Source organism: Paenibacillus sp. NPDC056722 (genome assembly GCF_042790635.1).
Taxonomy (GTDB): Bacteria; Bacillota; Bacilli; order Paenibacillales; family Paenibacillaceae; genus Paenibacillus_AQ; species Paenibacillus_AQ agri.
In genome coordinates this window covers 643,799-659,912 of the sequence record NZ_JBHTYV010000002.1, presented here as the reverse complement: position 1 = coordinate 659,912, position 16,114 = coordinate 643,799, and the positions used below count along the sequence as shown (strand labels likewise).

At 50.1% G+C, this 16,114-nt stretch carries 17 protein-coding genes and 1 riboswitch; of the genes, 15 read left to right on the top strand and 2 right to left on the bottom strand.

What is annotated here, in order from left to right; genetic code table 11:
- The first annotated feature begins 127 nt into the window (after nucleotides 1-127).
- From ACFRAM_RS07305 to ACFRAM_RS07295, 3 genes are all read left to right on the top strand, one after another.
- Nucleotides 128-748, top strand: coding sequence for a GNAT family N-acetyltransferase (locus ACFRAM_RS07305; RefSeq protein ID WP_379465236.1), 621 nt, complete (start codon nucleotides 128-130; stop codon nucleotides 746-748).
- A 15-nt stretch (nucleotides 749-763) separates the two neighbouring features.
- Nucleotides 764-1,297, top strand: coding sequence for a GNAT family N-acetyltransferase (locus ACFRAM_RS07300; protein WP_379465234.1), 534 nt, complete (start codon nucleotides 764-766; stop codon nucleotides 1,295-1,297).
- 132 nt (nucleotides 1,298-1,429) lie between these two features.
- The gene (locus tag ACFRAM_RS07295) at nucleotides 1,430-1,780 is read left to right on the top strand and encodes a hypothetical protein (RefSeq protein ID WP_379465232.1); all 351 of its coding nucleotides are present in this window, start codon (nucleotides 1,430-1,432) and stop codon (nucleotides 1,778-1,780) included.
- Nucleotides 1,781-2,116: 336 nt separating this feature from the next.
- On the opposite strand, the gene ACFRAM_RS07290 is transcribed toward ACFRAM_RS07295, so the two are convergent.
- Nucleotides 2,117-2,440 (bottom strand): hypothetical protein, encoded by a 324-nt coding sequence (locus ACFRAM_RS07290; protein WP_379465231.1) that lies wholly within the window; start codon nucleotides 2,438-2,440, stop codon nucleotides 2,117-2,119.
- 196 nt (nucleotides 2,441-2,636) lie between these two features.
- Nucleotides 2,637-2,744: riboswitch (guanidine-I (ykkC/yxkD leader) on the top strand.
- Between the two features lie 84 nt (nucleotides 2,745-2,828).
- On the opposite strand from ACFRAM_RS07290, the gene ACFRAM_RS07285 reads away from it, so the two are divergent.
- The 7 genes from ACFRAM_RS07285 (at nucleotide 2,829) to ACFRAM_RS07255 (ending at nucleotide 10,192) form a co-directional block, all read left to right on the top strand.
- Nucleotides 2,829-3,173 (top strand): DMT family transporter, encoded by a 345-nt coding sequence (locus ACFRAM_RS07285; protein WP_379465229.1) that lies wholly within the window; start codon nucleotides 2,829-2,831, stop codon nucleotides 3,171-3,173.
- Nucleotides 3,174-3,488: a DMT family transporter gene (locus tag ACFRAM_RS07280; protein ID WP_175371129.1), complete on the top strand. Its 315-nt coding sequence runs from the start codon at nucleotides 3,174-3,176 to the stop codon at nucleotides 3,486-3,488. It abuts the gene before it with no gap.
- A gap of 109 nt (nucleotides 3,489-3,597) precedes the next feature.
- Nucleotides 3,598-4,500, top strand: a complete 903-nt coding sequence (locus ACFRAM_RS07275; protein ID WP_379465228.1) for an aldo/keto reductase — start codon at nucleotides 3,598-3,600, stop codon at nucleotides 4,498-4,500.
- A gap of 439 nt (nucleotides 4,501-4,939) precedes the next feature.
- Entirely contained in the window at nucleotides 4,940-6,415 is a 1,476-nt protein-coding gene (locus ACFRAM_RS07270; RefSeq protein WP_379465227.1) for a PTS mannitol transporter subunit IIBC, read from the top strand.
- A gap of 108 nt (nucleotides 6,416-6,523) precedes the next feature.
- Nucleotides 6,524-8,590: a BglG family transcription antiterminator gene (locus tag ACFRAM_RS07265; RefSeq protein ID WP_379465225.1), complete on the top strand. Its 2,067-nt coding sequence runs from the start codon at nucleotides 6,524-6,526 to the stop codon at nucleotides 8,588-8,590.
- A 16-nt stretch (nucleotides 8,591-8,606) separates the two neighbouring features.
- Nucleotides 8,607-9,041: a PTS mannitol transporter subunit IIA gene (locus tag ACFRAM_RS07260; RefSeq protein ID WP_066373444.1), complete on the top strand. Its 435-nt coding sequence runs from the start codon at nucleotides 8,607-8,609 to the stop codon at nucleotides 9,039-9,041.
- Nucleotides 9,041-10,192, top strand: a complete 1,152-nt coding sequence (locus tag ACFRAM_RS07255) for a mannitol-1-phosphate 5-dehydrogenase (protein WP_379465223.1) — start codon at nucleotides 9,041-9,043, stop codon at nucleotides 10,190-10,192. The genes ACFRAM_RS07260 and ACFRAM_RS07255 overlap by 1 nt, the downstream gene beginning before the upstream one ends.
- A 102-nt stretch (nucleotides 10,193-10,294) precedes the next feature.
- Here ACFRAM_RS07255 and ACFRAM_RS07250 read toward each other — a convergent pair whose 3' ends face one another.
- Nucleotides 10,295-11,368: a M42 family metallopeptidase gene (locus ACFRAM_RS07250; RefSeq protein ID WP_066373448.1), complete on the bottom strand. Its 1,074-nt coding sequence runs from the start codon at nucleotides 11,366-11,368 to the stop codon at nucleotides 10,295-10,297.
- 456 nt (nucleotides 11,369-11,824) lie between these two features.
- Between ACFRAM_RS07250 and spoVAC the strand changes: the two genes are divergently transcribed.
- From spoVAC to ACFRAM_RS07225, 5 genes are all read left to right on the top strand, one after another.
- Nucleotides 11,825-12,322: a stage V sporulation protein AC gene (spoVAC, locus tag ACFRAM_RS07245; RefSeq protein ID WP_175371123.1), complete on the top strand. Its 498-nt coding sequence runs from the start codon at nucleotides 11,825-11,827 to the stop codon at nucleotides 12,320-12,322.
- 2 nt (nucleotides 12,323-12,324) lie between these two features.
- Complete coding sequence (gene spoVAD, locus ACFRAM_RS07240; RefSeq protein ID WP_175371122.1) at nucleotides 12,325-13,359, top strand: stage V sporulation protein AD; 1,035 nt, start codon at nucleotides 12,325-12,327, stop codon at nucleotides 13,357-13,359.
- The gene (spoVAE, locus tag ACFRAM_RS07235; protein ID WP_066373454.1) at nucleotides 13,356-13,706 is read left to right on the top strand and encodes a stage V sporulation protein AE; all 351 of its coding nucleotides are present in this window, start codon (nucleotides 13,356-13,358) and stop codon (nucleotides 13,704-13,706) included. Before spoVAD ends, spoVAE begins: the two co-directional genes overlap by 4 nt.
- 204 nt (nucleotides 13,707-13,910) lie before the next feature.
- On the top strand, nucleotides 13,911-14,867 hold the full coding sequence (locus ACFRAM_RS07230; protein ID WP_379465220.1) for an AAA family ATPase: 957 nt from the start codon (nucleotides 13,911-13,913) through the stop codon (nucleotides 14,865-14,867).
- A 1-nt stretch (nucleotide 14,868) separates the two neighbouring features.
- Nucleotides 14,869-16,113 (top strand): DUF58 domain-containing protein, encoded by a 1,245-nt coding sequence (locus tag ACFRAM_RS07225; protein ID WP_379465219.1) that lies wholly within the window; start codon nucleotides 14,869-14,871, stop codon nucleotides 16,111-16,113.
- The last annotated feature ends 1 nt before the right edge of the window (nucleotide 16,114 follow it).

Below are 16,114 nucleotides of genomic sequence, written 5' to 3'. Positions count from 1 at the left end.
CTCAATCTTCTATTTTCACTTACGGCTTTGTTGATTGAAATTGTGATTATCGGAAATTATAGTTTACAGATGTTTATTAGTTGATAGGTGTTCATAAATATGCGGCTGTACGAAATGGGGGCTTACGATGGTTCGTTATAGATTAGCAGAAGAGCATGAATTAACACAAATAGCGGTACTATTTGATGAAGCCTTTAAAGGATATCCACTCTTCAGCGTAATGGGAAGCAACAACAAGAGTGATGAGGATTTCTTTTATCAGCTGCATCTTGTAAATACAAAAGCATATTATCGTCAGCATTGCTGTCTGGTAGCGGTTGATGGAGAGCAAATCGTAGCTGCGGCTTTATTGAAGCATCGTGACAAGCCTGATATTGGACTTTGGGACTTCGTACTTTCTGGAGGCCTCAAGTTATTGTGGAGTGCGGGGATCTCGCGGATTCGGAATCTCTTGGAAGTAATGGATGAGGCCAAGCATGCATTTGCCGATTTAAACACGCCCTATTGGTACTTGGAGTCCTTTGCTGTAGCGCCACAGTATCAAAGCCAGCATTTGGGCAGCAAAATGATAGAGGACTGTATCCTCCCTTACATCGCGAAAAACGGAGGGGGTGACTTAACCTTGATTACCAATACGGATAGCAATCGGATATTTTATACAAAACGCGGGTTCTCGGAATTTGGTGAATCTGTTATTAGCAGATATGGTCTGGAAGTAGGCAACTGGAGCTTTATCATAAAAGTCTAACCTCGGAGGGATACCATGCTTTTTCAAAGTGGTAGCTTGGCGGTACGTGAACTAGAGCAAAACGATAATGTTTTGTTATCGAAATGGCTTTCGGACCCTGCGGTTCTGGAATTTTATGCAGGAAGGGACGACCCTCATGACCTGGACAAGGTGAATGCAGTATTTTACGCCCAGGAAGACGATGAGGTTAGGTGTATTATCGAATATGATGCTAAAGCGATAGGATACATCCAATTCTATCCGCTAGATGACGAATCAAAGAGGGAATATGGCTACACGGATGAGAATGAGAACATCTATGGTATGGATCAATTCATAGGAGAAGCCGATTATTGGAATAAAGGCATCGGAACGCTGCTTGTTACATCTATGGTTAATTACTTAACAGGTGATAAACAAGCAGATGTGGTGGTTATGGACCCACAGACAAGAAACGCCAGGGCTATCCGGTGTTATGAAAAATGCGGGTTTAGAAAAGTGAAGCTCTTGCCGCAAAGTGAACTGCACGAGGGGAAATATCAGGATTGTTGGTTGATTGAGTACCGATGAACCTTGCGCTGTAATACAAAAAAGGTCGAAGCATCCAAACCATGCATCCGAATCTTGCATACACTATATCAAAATTCTTCCTAATATTGATAGGGAGAACTTTTGAGGTGTAGGAGAGGAGGAGCAGACGAGATGGCAATTTTAACTACCGGCCCGATTGTGAATACTCCCGTCAACGGAGTAAGACCAACGCAAACGATAACAATCAAGATCGTGAACAACGATCCGGTGAACACTTCTACAGTGAAGTTTGAAGGGTATTATTTGAATGGAACAAGAACTTTATATGTACTTGAGGCTTTTCCAGTAGGCCCCAATGAGGTCATCACCCACAATAATTATGCTAATTTAGATGGGTATGAATTTCTGTTCACCATCGGCGATGATACTGCCGGGCAGACTGAAATCTCGGTATGGGGTAAGAACGCGGATGGAGAATTGGTTGATGCGCATCGACTCGTATCTTCTGAGGTGAAGTACTAAGCTATGTGCGTTGCCAGTCTGATAGTCACAGAGAAACAGCCCTGCGTTATCTGATTCCGGTCAGAACCCCGCAGGGCTGTTTTTCCTAAAATGCTTGAACCAATAGGGGGAAGGTTCAATGAGCGAGAAGGTTATGTTCTAACGTGTGAACTAACTCTTCCCTCTCAGTTAATAGTATAACGCAAATTAGAATATTTGATATAAATAATAGGATATATTAATATAATATTCACTTTTATCAAAAATTTGTATGTTTAATAGTTTACAAAAAAACGCCCGGCACAATTTGTGTCGGACGCATGCAATAATCCCTGTGGCTGCAGGGTTTCTCTAACATCAATCAGCACCGCCACCTGAATCGCTTCCGCCGCAGTCACTCACCGAGTTACTGGCTCCGCTGGAATCGACGCTGCTATGGTTGTACCCGGCATTCGACTCATGACCGCCCGGATAGGATGAGTCATCATGAACAGGACGATCCTCCTCATGTGGTCTTGTATAGTCCTGAAATAAATTTGGCTCGGAAGCCGCTATGAAGCCTGCAGAATCATTATTGCTGTATTTTGTTGATTTTCTGCCGGTTTTCTTGCTGTTATCACGTAAAATGGTTTGCATAATGATAAACACCAGCACACCAATTGCTAAAATCCCAACGCCCATTCGATCGCTCCTTTTAAAAAGGACTCCAAGGTCTTCTTCAGAATTGTACCACATTCCCTGAAGCGTGGGAGCCGAAATGTGTAGAAAGGGCCATGCAGTACTATATTTATCTGTACTCGGAAGTGCTGTGCAAGATGATTGGTAAGGGCTTGCGTTCTAGCTCCCAATTTGCTAACATGTAATGTAACTTAATCATTGTTTGGTTTTCTAGGGTTCCGCAGCTTATTCAAGCTGGTCAGGTCCGAGGGAAAACGCACGAATCAAGAGATTCGTGTTCACACGGAGGGATAAAAGCCCGGGAGGAATCGTCTGTTATCGACGAATACCTCCCGGGCTTATTTTATTGTGACCAATGAGAAGGTTAAGAGCTAATAAGGGGGAGAAACAGGTGAAGAAGAATCTGGATTGGGCCAAGGTTGTGGTCGCTGCCTGCTTTGAGGTGATCTGGGTTATCGGCCTGAAGCATGCCTCCGCTCCATGGGAGTGGCTGGTCACGATCATTGCGATCGTTGTCAGCTTCTATGGGATGATCTCAGCCAGTCAAAAGCTGCCTGTAGGTACGGTTTATTCTGTATTCGTCGGACTGGGCACAGCGGGTACGATTATGGCGGAGATGATCTGGTTCGGAGAACCGTTCAAACTGCTGAAGCTGGTGCTCGTGCTGATTTTGCTGGCGGGTGTGGTGGGGCTGAAGCTCGTTACCAAGGAAGAACCCAGTAAGGAGGTGGCTTAAATGGCGTGGTTATTTCTCGTAGTAGCCGGAATATTGGAAATGTTCGGTGTAACGATGATTAACAAATTGAACAAGGACCGCAACTGGCAGGCCTTCTGTCTATTGCTGCTTGGTTTTGGCGGGAGTTTTATCTTTCTGGCGCTGGCGATGGAGAGCCTCCCGATGGGTACGGCCTATGCGGTTTGGACGGGAATCGGCGCTTCAGGCGGGGCCATTCTGGGCATGCTGTTGTACGGTGAGCCGAGAAACTGGAAGCGGATTGTTTTTATCGTGATGATTCTCGGTGCGGCGGTAGGGCTTAAGGCGATAGCGTAGTCTCGTTCTTTTTTATTATTATAAATTTAGACACGTTCCCCAGGTTTCGATCGTTCCTAGGGGGTAAGTATAATAAATATACAACTCACTTATTAAGGGGACTTCAAACATGAACTGGCAGGTCAGTGAAGAAGAATTAGAAGCTATCGGGCAGGCCAACCGTAAGAACCGTATCCAGCTTCCGGATGGCGCATCGGTGCCCAGAATTGGTCAGGGAACCTGGAATATGGGTGACATATCTTCCGCAAGGGAAGAAGAAATTGCCACACTGAGGCTTGGCGTGGAGCTGGGTCTGGATCTCATCGACACGGCCGAGATGTATGGCGATGGCAGATCAGAGGAAATGATCAGTGAGGCGATTAAAGGAATACGCGATAAAGTCTTTCTTGTCTCGAAGGTATATCCGCATAATGCCGGTAAGGAACGACTTGCCCGGAGCTGTGAAGAAAGTCTGAAACGGCTGAACACGGATCACCTTGACCTTTACTTACTTCATTGGCGTGGAGAAATTCCGCTGGAGGAGACGGTGGAGGGCATGGAAGCATTGGTGACTGCCGGAAAGATTGCCAGATGGGGTGTATCCAACCTGGATCTTGAGGAGATGCAGGAGCTCCAGCGCGTTGCGAAGGGAAGCCGCTGTATGGTGAACCAGGTGCTGTATCATCTCGGTTCAAGGGGCATCGAGAATGATCTGCTGCCTTGGATGAGCGGACATAAGATTCCGCTTATGGCCTACTCGCCGCTGGCGCAGGCGGGGGCTCTACGCAAGGGGCTGGTAGAGAACGAGGTTGTCCGTGAGATTGCAGACGACCATCAGGCAACACCTCTTCAAGTGCTGCTGGCTTGGTCGATCCGTGAGGCTCTGGTCATGGCCATTCCTAAGGCGTCTTCGCGGAAGCATGTGATCGAGAATGCAGCAGCTGTAAGGATTAAGCTCAATAATGATGAATTGTTGAAGCTGGATTATGCGTTCCCGCAGCCTTCCTGGAAAGTGCCATTGGATATGGTCTGATTATCAACAAATACGACTGGATTGGAGTTCCGACCGGCTTGCATTTGCCGCCCATACAGGGTAGCAAATTTGCAGGCCGGTTTTTGTTTGTGTAAGTCTTCCTTCAGGTTGGCATTCTGTTGTCAGAGTGTATGAATTCCCCAGTGCTTGGAGAAATTAACGACAATCTTGTGCTGTCAATAGCCGAAAGATCAAGTGGGAAACCGTGAATATCTGGAAGGTTGCGACGGCATTTTTCGCGTAGTGCTGCGGCTTTTCGGACCTTTGATGCCAAATGGCAGGAACTCTTAAATGTTGTCAACAATGTTCATGCCGAAACCGTGTTTTCAATTTGGTGACAAAGAAAGCGCTTTGATTTACCATGTGGTCATAGGGGATTTCCTTTACACCGAAGACGTGAAGGTATCCTGCTTGAATAACTTTAAGGGGGCTTATTACAATGGCCACGGAAACAAAACAATCTTCATCCGGTGGTGCACGGGTGAAAGTCCAACAATTTGGCCGTACTCTTAGCGGTATGGTTATGCCGAATATCGGAGCATTCATTGCATGGGGCTTGATTACGGCTTTATTCATTCCAACCGGCTGGTGGCCGAATGAGAAGCTGGCAACCCTGGTTGGCCCGATGATTACTTATCTGCTGCCGTTGTTAATTGGTTACACTGGCGGAACGATGGTTCACGGCAAGCGCGGTGGCGTAATTGGCGCAATTGTCACTATGGGTGTCATCGTAGGGGCAACAATCCCGATGTTCCTTGGAGCAATGGTTGTGGGACCTTTGTCAGCCTGGGTACTGAAGCAGTTCGACAAGGCTGTGGAAGGTAAGATCAGAGCAGGCTTTGAGATGCTGGTCAACAACTTCTCGATTGGTATTATCGGTGGTATTCTGGCAATCGTGTCCTTCAAAGGAATCGGGCCGCTCATTCAAGCCTTGACGAACGCACTGTCCTCAGGTGTAGAATTTTTGGTGAATCATCACCTGCTGCCACTCGTTAACATTATTATCGAGCCAGCCAAAATCTTGTTCCTGAACAACGCTATCAACCATGGTATTCTTACACCGATTGCTGCAGAAGAATCCTTGAGACTTGGAAAATCCATTCTGTATATGCTGGAATCCAACCCAGGTCCGGGCCTCGGTGTTCTGCTTGCCTACTGGCTGGTTGGACGCGGTTCCGCTAAGGCTTCCGCACCAGGCGCAGTTATCATTCATTTCCTGGGTGGTATTCATGAAATCTACTTCCCGTACATTCTGATGAATCCTCGTCTGATCCTGGCGGTTATCGGTGGTGGTGTGACGGGTACGTTCACATTCCAGTTGCTCGGCGCGGGTCTGACTGGTGCAACTTCTCCAGGTAGTATCATTTCTTATATCGCCATGACTCCTAAAGGCGGTTACCTGCCAATGTTTGCCGGGGTCATTGTAGCAACTGTTGTATCCTTCCTTATCGCTTCTGTTCTTCTTAAGACAAGTAAGAAGAACAACGAAGACACTGATATTGAAGAAGCAGCAGCCAAAATGAGAGACATGAAAGCTGCCGGAAACACTACGGCTCCAATTGCAGCTCCAACTGCAGCAGCTCCAGTAACAGCGTCTGCAAACGGAAATGCCGCTAATGCAGGAAACGTTCGCCGCAAAGAAGATGTGAATAAGATCGTCTTCGCTTGTGATGCAGGTATGGGTTCCAGTGCGATGGGTGCCTCCGTGCTAAGAAAGAAATTGCAGGCAGCAGGGGTTAACATTACAGTTGTGAACTCCGCAGTCAGTGAAATTCCGACGGACGCTGATATTGTTGTCACTCAGAAAACGCTGACCGAACGTGCGATTGCCAGCAATCCGAAGGCAGAGCACATCTCTATCGACAACTTCCTGAAGAGTCCGAAGTACGATGAGCTTGTCGAGCGTTTGAAGTAAGTGATAAATGTGTAAGATAATCATTCAAGAGTAGTTTAGGATTAAATAAGGGAGACGCTGGCGGCATTTATGCCAGCGTTTGTCTCCATGTAGGCGAGGGTTCCGGGAATGAGGAAAATGACCGCCAGACAGCGACAAATGATAGGACTTCTCCTTGGGGTGAGCGAAGAGATCACCGCTGCCGAGATCGCTGCGGACACTGGTGTCAGTGTACGCACCGTTCACCGGGAGATGGAGGATATTGAGGGCATCCTGAAGGATTTCGGCCTCGATTTGAGCCGGAAATCCGGTAAAGGGATCCAGCTCAGCGGGCCGGAAGGTGGCCTTGAGGCGCTGCGAGTATACTTGCGGGAAGAGAAGCCGGCGGAATATTCCGGGGAGGATCGCAAGATCTATGAACTGTGCTCCCTGCTGGAAGCTGAAGAGCCAGTGAAGCTCTTTGCGCTGGCCCATTCGCTGAAAGTCACCGTAGCAACCATTAGCTATGATCTGGATGAACTCGAGCCATGGGTCCGCAAATTTGGCCTGAAGCTCGTTCGAAGGCGCGGGTATGGCGTAGAAATTACCGGCACCGAAGTGGATAAACGCCGGGCCATCGGCCGGCTGGCTGCTGAGCATCTGGACCAGTCAGATCTGGTCGGCCATGTGCTGCCTGCACAAGGTAACCCGGTATTTAATATGCTGCTGTCCAGCGTGGGCAAGAACAAACTGATGGATGTAGAGAAGACGCTCTGGGACATGGAATGGAAATGGACTGCGGAGCTGCCCGAAATCGTCTATATGGAGCTGCTGCTGGGGTTGTCTGTCACTGTACGACGGATCTGTATCGGCAGGGAAATTGATCTCACGGAAGATGTGGGGTACCCGCGAATGTCCGACCACCGGAATATTGCTGCTTCGGAGCAATTCGTCCTGCAACTGGGCCATATCCTGGGTATGACATTTCCGAGAACAGAAATTCTCTATATAGCAGGACTGTTCGACCGGGTGCAGGAGTCATTCTCTTCGACTGGTTTTGCGTACGGGGACATCGAACTGGTGGAGATTGTCTACAGACTGACGGATAGCATCGCAAAGCGTACCGGGGTTCCATTCCTGCGCGACCGTTCCCTTCGGGAAGGAGTGATAGAGCATATCAACCCTGCTTTGAAGCGGATTCGTGAAGGAACCCGCATCCGTAATCCGCTGCTGGGTCCGATTCGTAAGGATTACGAGTATTTGTTTCAGACTGTCCGGGATTCTGTAGAAGATCTGAACCTGGATCTTGTCATTCCCGACGAGGAGATTGGCTTTCTGGTGATGCACTTCGGCGCCTCCATGGAAAGACTGAATCAGCTCAGACGCAGTGTTCGGGCCATACTGGTCTGTGCCAGCGGACTGAGCTCTTCACGGCTGCTGGCTACCAGGCTGAATAAAGAGTTGCCGCAGATTGAGGTCATGGGAAATGTCTCTTGGTATGAGGCAGCCCGTCTGCCGGAAGAAGATTATGACCTTATTATCTCCACTATCGATTTACCCCTGCCGGGTGATCGATATATCAAGATCAGCCCCCTGCTAACAGGGGAAGAAATAGAGAAGCTGCTGAGCTATATACAAAATACTGTGCCGAAAGAACGTGAAGAACCTCCTGCAGGTGAATCAGGGACTGTTGTTCGGGAAGAAGCCGCTTTCGACCGAATGAAGAGTTATAGCGTCATTTTGGAAGAGATGCTCAGTCTGATTGAACGCTTCCGCCTCTATTCGCTCGACAATAGCGGAATGAACCTGCCGGCCACTTTGGCCGTCATGCTGGACATGATTGCAGATTTCGGTGTGATCGGTGACACCGGGCTGGTACTGGACCGGCTTCTGGAGCGGGAACGGATGGCCAGCCAGGTGATTCCAGATACCCGGCTGGCGCTGTTCCATACACGGAGCAGCCATATTCATAAGTCTTCCCTGACGCTGTACCGGCTGGAACAGCCTGTACAGCTGGATGGCGAGACGGAAGTCAGGGTTATCCTGCTCATGCTTGCCCCGCGCAAGCTGTCCAAGGAAAGCCTGGAGGTCCTGAGCGAGATCAGCGCTATGCTGCTCAATACAGAGCTGGTAAAGCTGCTGGAGGAGCGGGCGGAGCCGGAAATCCGGCGGTATCTGTCGTCCGAACTTTTACGTTTTTTCGAAAATAAACTTTGAAAGTGAGAGAAACCATATGAGTATACTGTCTGAAAATAAAGTAATGATGAACGCCACTGCCAAGGATAAATATGAAGCCATTCGAATGGCCGGGCAGCTATTAGTAGACGCAGGTCATGTAACCGAAGAATATATTCCGAAGATGCTGGACCGCGAAGAGGTAGTCTCCACTTATATGGGTGAAGGCTTGGCTATTCCTCACGGCACCAAAGAAGGCAGACCATTCATCAAGTCCACTGGACTGTCGATTCTGCGCTTCCCGGATGGGGTGGATTTTGGCGGCGATGAGCCAGCATTTGTTGTCATTGGTATTGCCGCAGCTGGTGACGGACATATGGAGATCCTGACTAATGTAGCGATGATCTTCAGCGAAGATGATGCCATCGAGCGTGTTATGAGTGCAGCGACACCGGCTGACGTTCTTGCCATCTTCGAAGGAGGCCTCGAGTAATGAAGGCTGTACACTTTGGCGCAGGCAATATCGGCAGAGGGTTTATCGGCCTTCTGTTGTCCCAAGCAGGGTATGAGGTTACTTTCGTCGATGTGAATGAGGCGTTCGTCTCGCAGCTTAAGCAGCGTGGTGAATATCCTGTTACCTTGGCCAGCGAAGGTCAAGAGACAGTGATTGTTCGCAACGTCACAGCACTCAGCAGTGTCACACACGGTGATGAGGTAGCGGCAGCTATTGCTGATGCTGATCTAGTGACTACCGCTGTAGGTGTATCTATTCTGAAACATATCGCGGGTGCTGTTGCCGAAGGGATTACCCGGCGGCTGGCGGGTTCCTCGTCCCCACTGCATGTCATCGCCTGCGAGAATGCTATCGGCGGCAGTGCACAGCTCAAGGAGCTGGTGTATGCCAAGCTGAATGAAGAGACTAGACGTAAAGCAGATACTTCGGTTGCATTTCCGAATGCCGCTGTGGACCGGATTGTCCCACTGCAGCAGCATGAAGATATCCTGAAGGTGGTTGTCGAGCCGTTCTATGAATGGGTTGTGGATGCATCGCAAATGATTCCGGGCTACAAGCCTGTAAACGGGGTTCATTATGTAGATAACCTGGAGCCGTACATCGAACGTAAACTGTTCACGGTGAACACGGGTCACTGTTCTGCGGCGTATCTAGGCTACTTGAAGGGCTACGAAACCATTCAGCAAGCAATGGCCGACGATGCATTGACTGCACGTGTGCGCGAAGTGCTTGAAGAGACTGGGGCTGTCCTGGTGAACAAGCATGGTTTTGATAAAGCCGAGCATGGCAAGTATATTGATAAAATTCTGGAGCGCTTCCGTAATCCGGCGCTGACGGATGAAGTCTCTCGTGTCGGACGTTCTCCGATCCGCAAGCTGTCTCCGAACGATCGTCTCGTTTCTCCGGCAGTTCAGGCGTATGAAGCAGGACTTGCTTTCACAGCTCTGACACGTTCGATGGCAGCTGCGCTGTTGTTTGATGTTAAGGATGATCCAGAAGCAGTCGAGCTTCAGGCTTCCCTTGCAGATATCGGACTATCGGCAACAGTGGCTAAATATACCGGTCTTGCTGCCGATCACAAGGTGCATCAGTCGGTCTTGGCGGAATATGACAAGTTAAAGGCAAACTAGAATTAGACCTGTCGGTGGCAGGAATAAATAAAGGAAATTAAACAAAGACGGCCGGGATATTCTCCCGGCCGTCTTTGTTTCGTTCATATGTGTTTGTCCTGATTAGCTGTTCTCCAGGATTGTCTGCAAGGTGGTACGGTCAAGTCCTTCTACTAGCTTGATCAACAGCTCCTTGGCAGCCGCGTAATCATCGCTATGGATGACTGAGGAAGCCGTGTGGATATAACGGGAGCAGATTCCGATCACTGCAGAGGGAATTCCGATACCGCTGACATGTACTTGTCCTGCATCAGTTCCGCCTTGGGAGACAAAATACTGATATTTGATACGGTGAGTGTCGGCGGTATCCTGTACATACTCGATCAGGCCGCGGTGGGTGATCATCGTTGGGTCGTAGATGCGCAGAAGCGCTCCTTGTCCAAGCTGGCCGAAGGCCTGACGATCACCGGTCATGTCGGCAGCTGCACTGGCGTCCAGACCGAAGAAAATATCCGGATTGAGCAGGTTGGCAGCTGTACGAGCGCCCCGCAGGCCAACTTCTTCCTGTACGGTGGCACCAGCGTACACGGTGTTAGGAAGCTTTTTGCCGGATAGCTCTTTGACAAGCTCCAGGGCCAGACCTACACCGTAGCGATTATCCCAGGCTTTAGCCAGGATCTTCTTGGGATTGGCTAGTGGAGTGAACGGGCAGATTGGCACGATCTGCTGACCTAGAGATACGCCGAAGCTTTGAGCTTCCTCACGGCTATCTGCACCGATGTCGATGTACATTTTGCCGATCTCACTTGTCTTGGTGCGCTCTTCATTGCTCAGCAGGTGGATAGGGGTGCTTCCTACAACACCTGTCAGCGGACCCTTCGGTGTAATGATGTGCAGCCGCTGTGAAGACACCGCTGAGGAGAGCCATCCGCCTAGTGGCTGAAACTTGATCATTCCATTGTCAGTGATGCCGGTAACCATAAAGCCGACTTCGTCGAAATGTCCCGCCACCATGATCTTAGGACCGTTCTCTTCGCCGCGCAGCACGCCGAACAGGCTGCCGAGGCGGTCCTGGACGAATTCGTCGGTATAAGGGGACATAGCCTCTTTGACATAGGCGCGCAGCTCACGCTCGAAGCCCGGGGCTGAAGGGAATTCGGTAAGTGTTTTGAACAAATCGAGTGTTTCTTGATTCATATGCAATCGCTCCTTTACTAACGTCTAGTATGAACATTTTGGAACCACTTGTCCACGTCTCGCGGATAAAACGACACCGGGCGTCGTCTCCACGAATACTATGCAGTAGTAGCCCTGATCGCAGGGGCTGAAAGAAAGGAAGCGATTGATAACGATGAGGGTTATGAGAAGCAGGCCCCAAGGAAGGGTGCAGACCCGGGCTGTCTATGGATATGGTGTCCGGCGCAGATACAGCACGCGGTATGGTCCGCCGAATGAAGCGGTGTTCATCTTAATACTGTTTTTGCTGCTTATTGTAATCCTGCTGTATTTTACCTGAGCACAGGAGGACATAAGGAGGGACCAGATAGCGAACAATAAGGAAAAACTTCTAAGCGAAGACAGTTCTGGAGCCTGTAGAAGCGGGAACCTGACTGCTACAGGCTCCTCTTCGCTAAACCATAGGAGGTGTGCTCATTGCCGGTTAAAACAAAGCGTTCAGGGGTTAAGCTGAAGCTCGATTCCTTGACCCCGGAGTCCTATGAGAAATTGTCCAAGCCTTATGTTCCTGCCCGTCCTGTCGGAAAAAACTGTATCCGTGCCTTTCTGGCTGGCGGTCTGATCTGTCTCATTGGACAAGGTATCCAGGAAGCATATATGGCGATCTTCGGAATGAGCTCTAGGGTAGCGGCCAGTCCAACCGTAGCTACACTGATTCTCATTTCCGTTATCCTGACCTGTTTCGGCGTCTACGACAAGATGGCGCAATGGGCTGGTGCCGGTACGGCGGTGCCGGTTACGGGCTTTGCTAACAGCATGTGCTCCGCTGCGCTGGAGCATCGGGCCGAAGGGCTTGTGCTCGGTGTAGGTGGCAATATGTTTAAGCTGGCAGGTTCAGTTATCGTTTTTGGAACCGTTGCAGCATTCATCATTGGTGTAATTTATGCCTTGATGGGCTTTGGAGGTGGACATTAAATATGAAGCAGCTTGGCAGCCAGACCTGGGAATTCACTTCACGACCTGTCATTTTGGGGTCTTCCTCCGTTGTCGGTCCTGAGGAAGGAGAGGGGCCGCTGGCCTCGGATTTTGACTTTATTTATGACTCGCTGAAGATGGGCGAGAAGACTTGGGAAAAGGCAGAACGGGTGCTGTTCGAGAAAGCCTCACAACTGGCACTTATAAATGCCGGCGTGAAGCAGGAGGATCTGGATTTCTTTGTTGGGGGCGACCTGATGAATCAGATTATCAGCAGCTCTTTTGCAGCCCGTAAGCTTGGAGTTCCTTATCTTGGGGTATTCGGTGCCTGTTCTACGTCTATGGAGAGTTTGGCCCTTGCGTCAATGATTGTGGATACAGGCGGTGCCAAGCTTGCGCTGGCCGGAACTGCCAGTCACAACTGTACGGTGGAGAAACAGTTCCGTTTTCCAACAGAGTACGGATCGCAGAAGCCGCCTACCGCGCAGTATACCGTCACAGGCTCGGGCTGTGCGATTGTCGGCCGTAATGATGGTTCTGTCAAAGGGCCGGTAGTGACGCATGCCACAATTGGACGAGTAATGGATTTGGGAGTTACTGACCCCTTTAATATGGGGAATGCCATGGCCCCGGCTGCAGCAGATACCATTACGGCTCATTTTCGCGACACGACCCTCTCCCCTGGACATTATGATCTTATTGTAACCGGAGATTTGGCCTCCGTAGGCCTGCCGATCGCCAAGACACTGTTGGCTAAGGAAGGGATACCAATGGAACAGACCCGGTTCGATGATTGCGGTCTGCTCATTTATGATCTGGAGAAGCAGAAGTACGTCATTGCAGGAGGAAGCGGCTGCGGCTGTTCCGCAGTGGTAACTTATGGGCATATCTTGAAGCGCCTGAGAAAAGGTGAGCTCAAAAGAGTATTAGTAGTTGCTACAGGTGCATTACTATCCCCGATATCCTATCAGCAGGGTGAGAGCATTCCTTGTGTTGCACATGCAGTGTCCCTGGAGAGTGGAGGTGAAGAAGCATGATTTATTTGTGGGCTTTTCTGGTTGGCGGAGCGATCTGTGTTATTGGACAGCTAATGTTCGACGTGCTGAAGCTGACACCTGCGCATACCATGAGTACACTCGTCGTAGCGGGCGCAATTGCCGATGCCTTCGGTCTGTATGATCCGTTAGTCAAATTCGCTGGTGCGGGCGCTTCTGTACCTATAACGAGCTTTGGTAATTCCCTGGTGCACGGGGCGCTGACGGAACTGGAGCGGGATGGATGGATCGGCGTAGTGACCGGGATTTTCGACATCACAAGCGCCGGGATTTCATCAGCTATTGTGTTCTCGTTTCTGGCTGCACTTCTGGTCAGACCGAAGGGATAAGGGATACTTACAAGCAGGCTGGGATGACATTCCTGGCTTGCTTTTTCTATGCGCTGAAGTATTGGGATTGGCTAGTGATTTTTTTTACATACATAGAAATAGCATTATCTATAATTCAGTTGCTTCCATAATGTACTTTGGGTCCCCTAATCATGTAAAATAAAATTAATACTGCTTCATTCTGACATAGGAGGTTTACCATTCATGCCCGTACGTCAAGAATCTATGCATATCATGAACACTGTACGCCACAACCTTGAATCCTGCATCCTTGGAAAATCATTCGAAATACAGCTCCTGCTGACAGCAATGCTCGCCGGAGGTCACGTCCTCATCGAGGATGTGCCGGGTACGGGTAAAACCCAACTGATTCGTGCACTGTCCAGATCCATGTCCGGCGATTACCGCCGTATCCAGTGCAATCCTGACATTCTGCCGAGTGATATAACCGGTGTGTCCGTCTATCACCCTAAGGACGAAATGTTCCATTTCCGCCCGGGACCGGTCATGACGAATATTCTACTCGCAGATGAAATTAACCGCGCCACAACCAAGACACAATCAGCGCTTCTTGAAGTGATGGAGGAACGTAATGTCACCGTAGACGGCGAGACGTATACGCTTCCACATCCGTTTATGCTCTGCGCGACCCAGAACCCGATTGATTTTGAGGGGACGTATACATTGCCGGAAGCCCAGCTGGACCGGTTCATGCTGCGCATCAGTCTGGGTTATCCTGATGCGGAGACAGAGAAGACGCTGCTGCTTACGCATCAAGACGGCCAGCCGGTAGACAAGCTTACGCCGGTCACCAGCATGGAGCAGATTGCTATGATCCAGGAAGAGATCCGTGAGGTCTACATCAGCGAACCTGTGCTGAACTATCTGCTGGATGTGGTGCGGATGACCCGTGAGCATCCACTGGTGCTGCTCGGTGCAAGCCCGCGTGCCTCTCTGTCCTTCATGATGGCCTGCAAAGCCTTTGCCTTCTTGCAGGGGCGTGATTATGTGCTGCCTGATGATGTCAAGATTCTTACCCCTTATGCATTGTCACACCGGATTCTGCTGCGTCCAGAATCGCGCCTGGATAATATTAGTGTTGATTCCCTGCTGCAGAAGCTCCTGCAAAATATCCATGTGCCTGTCACAATGAGGCAATAACATGAGACGTTATCTGTCTGCGGCGGCCGCTGTCATTCAGCCGGCGAAGTTCGCCGGCATCCTCGCAATTTGGGGTATTACATTGCTGTATGTATTGTTTCAAGGTGGAAAAACATCGATTATGCTGTTTATTATGGTTTCTGTTCTCATCCTTTATCTAATTATCGGAGGGCTCGGCGGTGTTCGCCGGGCTACCGGCTCCCGCAGCTTCCATTCTGAGCAGGAGAAGCCTGATCTGCTGTCCGCAGGCGGACACCTGCGAGTGCGGCTTAACGTAACGATCCCCGGCTTTCTTCCACTGCCCTATGTTGTTGTGCGCGAAGTTATGAAACGACATAACGGCGAGAGCTGGGTATTCGAAGATAGCCTGATTACGAATCTCAAGGGTCAGGGGGAACTACGTTTTCAGACACCGCCAATGGAACGCGGCAGCTATACTTTCGGGGAGACGGATATTCTCAGCGAGGACATTTTCGGACTCGTGGAGCACAAAGGTTCATTTGCGGCCGGAGGCCAGTTCCGGGTCCTTCCCCGGGCGATATTCGTTCCACGCTGGCAGCTGTATGAGCGCAAATCAAGGCTGGCCGGTCCGCAGGTCTCCCTGGCTCAGTCCAGACGAGAGACCACACAGATCAATGGTGTCCGCGATTATGCATACGGTGACCGTCTGACTCGTATTCACTGGAATGCCACTGCCAAGACTGGAGCGTGGAAGTCTAAGGAATTCGAACACGAATCTATTCCCAAGACGATGATAGTCCTGGACGGCGGCTCGGGAGCATATGATACGGCTGCACAGTTGGAACTGGCAATCTCGATAACGGCTTCACTGCTTGGTTTTGGTATCCGTGAACGGATTGGCATAGGCCTGTGCTGTCTGGATAAGACTACCAAGGTCTTCTCTCCGGCTGAGAGCGGGGCGGAGCGGCAGAAGATGCTGCATTACCTGATAGATATCAATGCCGAGGGTCGGGGCTCGATTGTGGCCCGGCTGGAGAAGGCGCACCGAATGTTCCCTAAGGGGGCTTATTTCGTGCTGGTCAGCCCGTTGAGTGGTCAGCCTGTGCTGGAGACCTTGCGCTGGGCTGAAAGCCGTGGCATGACGCCTTCTCATCTGCATGTACAGAACCCGGCAGGGGTGAATCGCAACGGGAGCTGGCTGGAAATTTTGAAGGCCCGCGGGGTTACAGGTTATAGCATCGATTCACTACAAGAACTTCCTGCTGTATTGGGAGGGGAATCCTGAG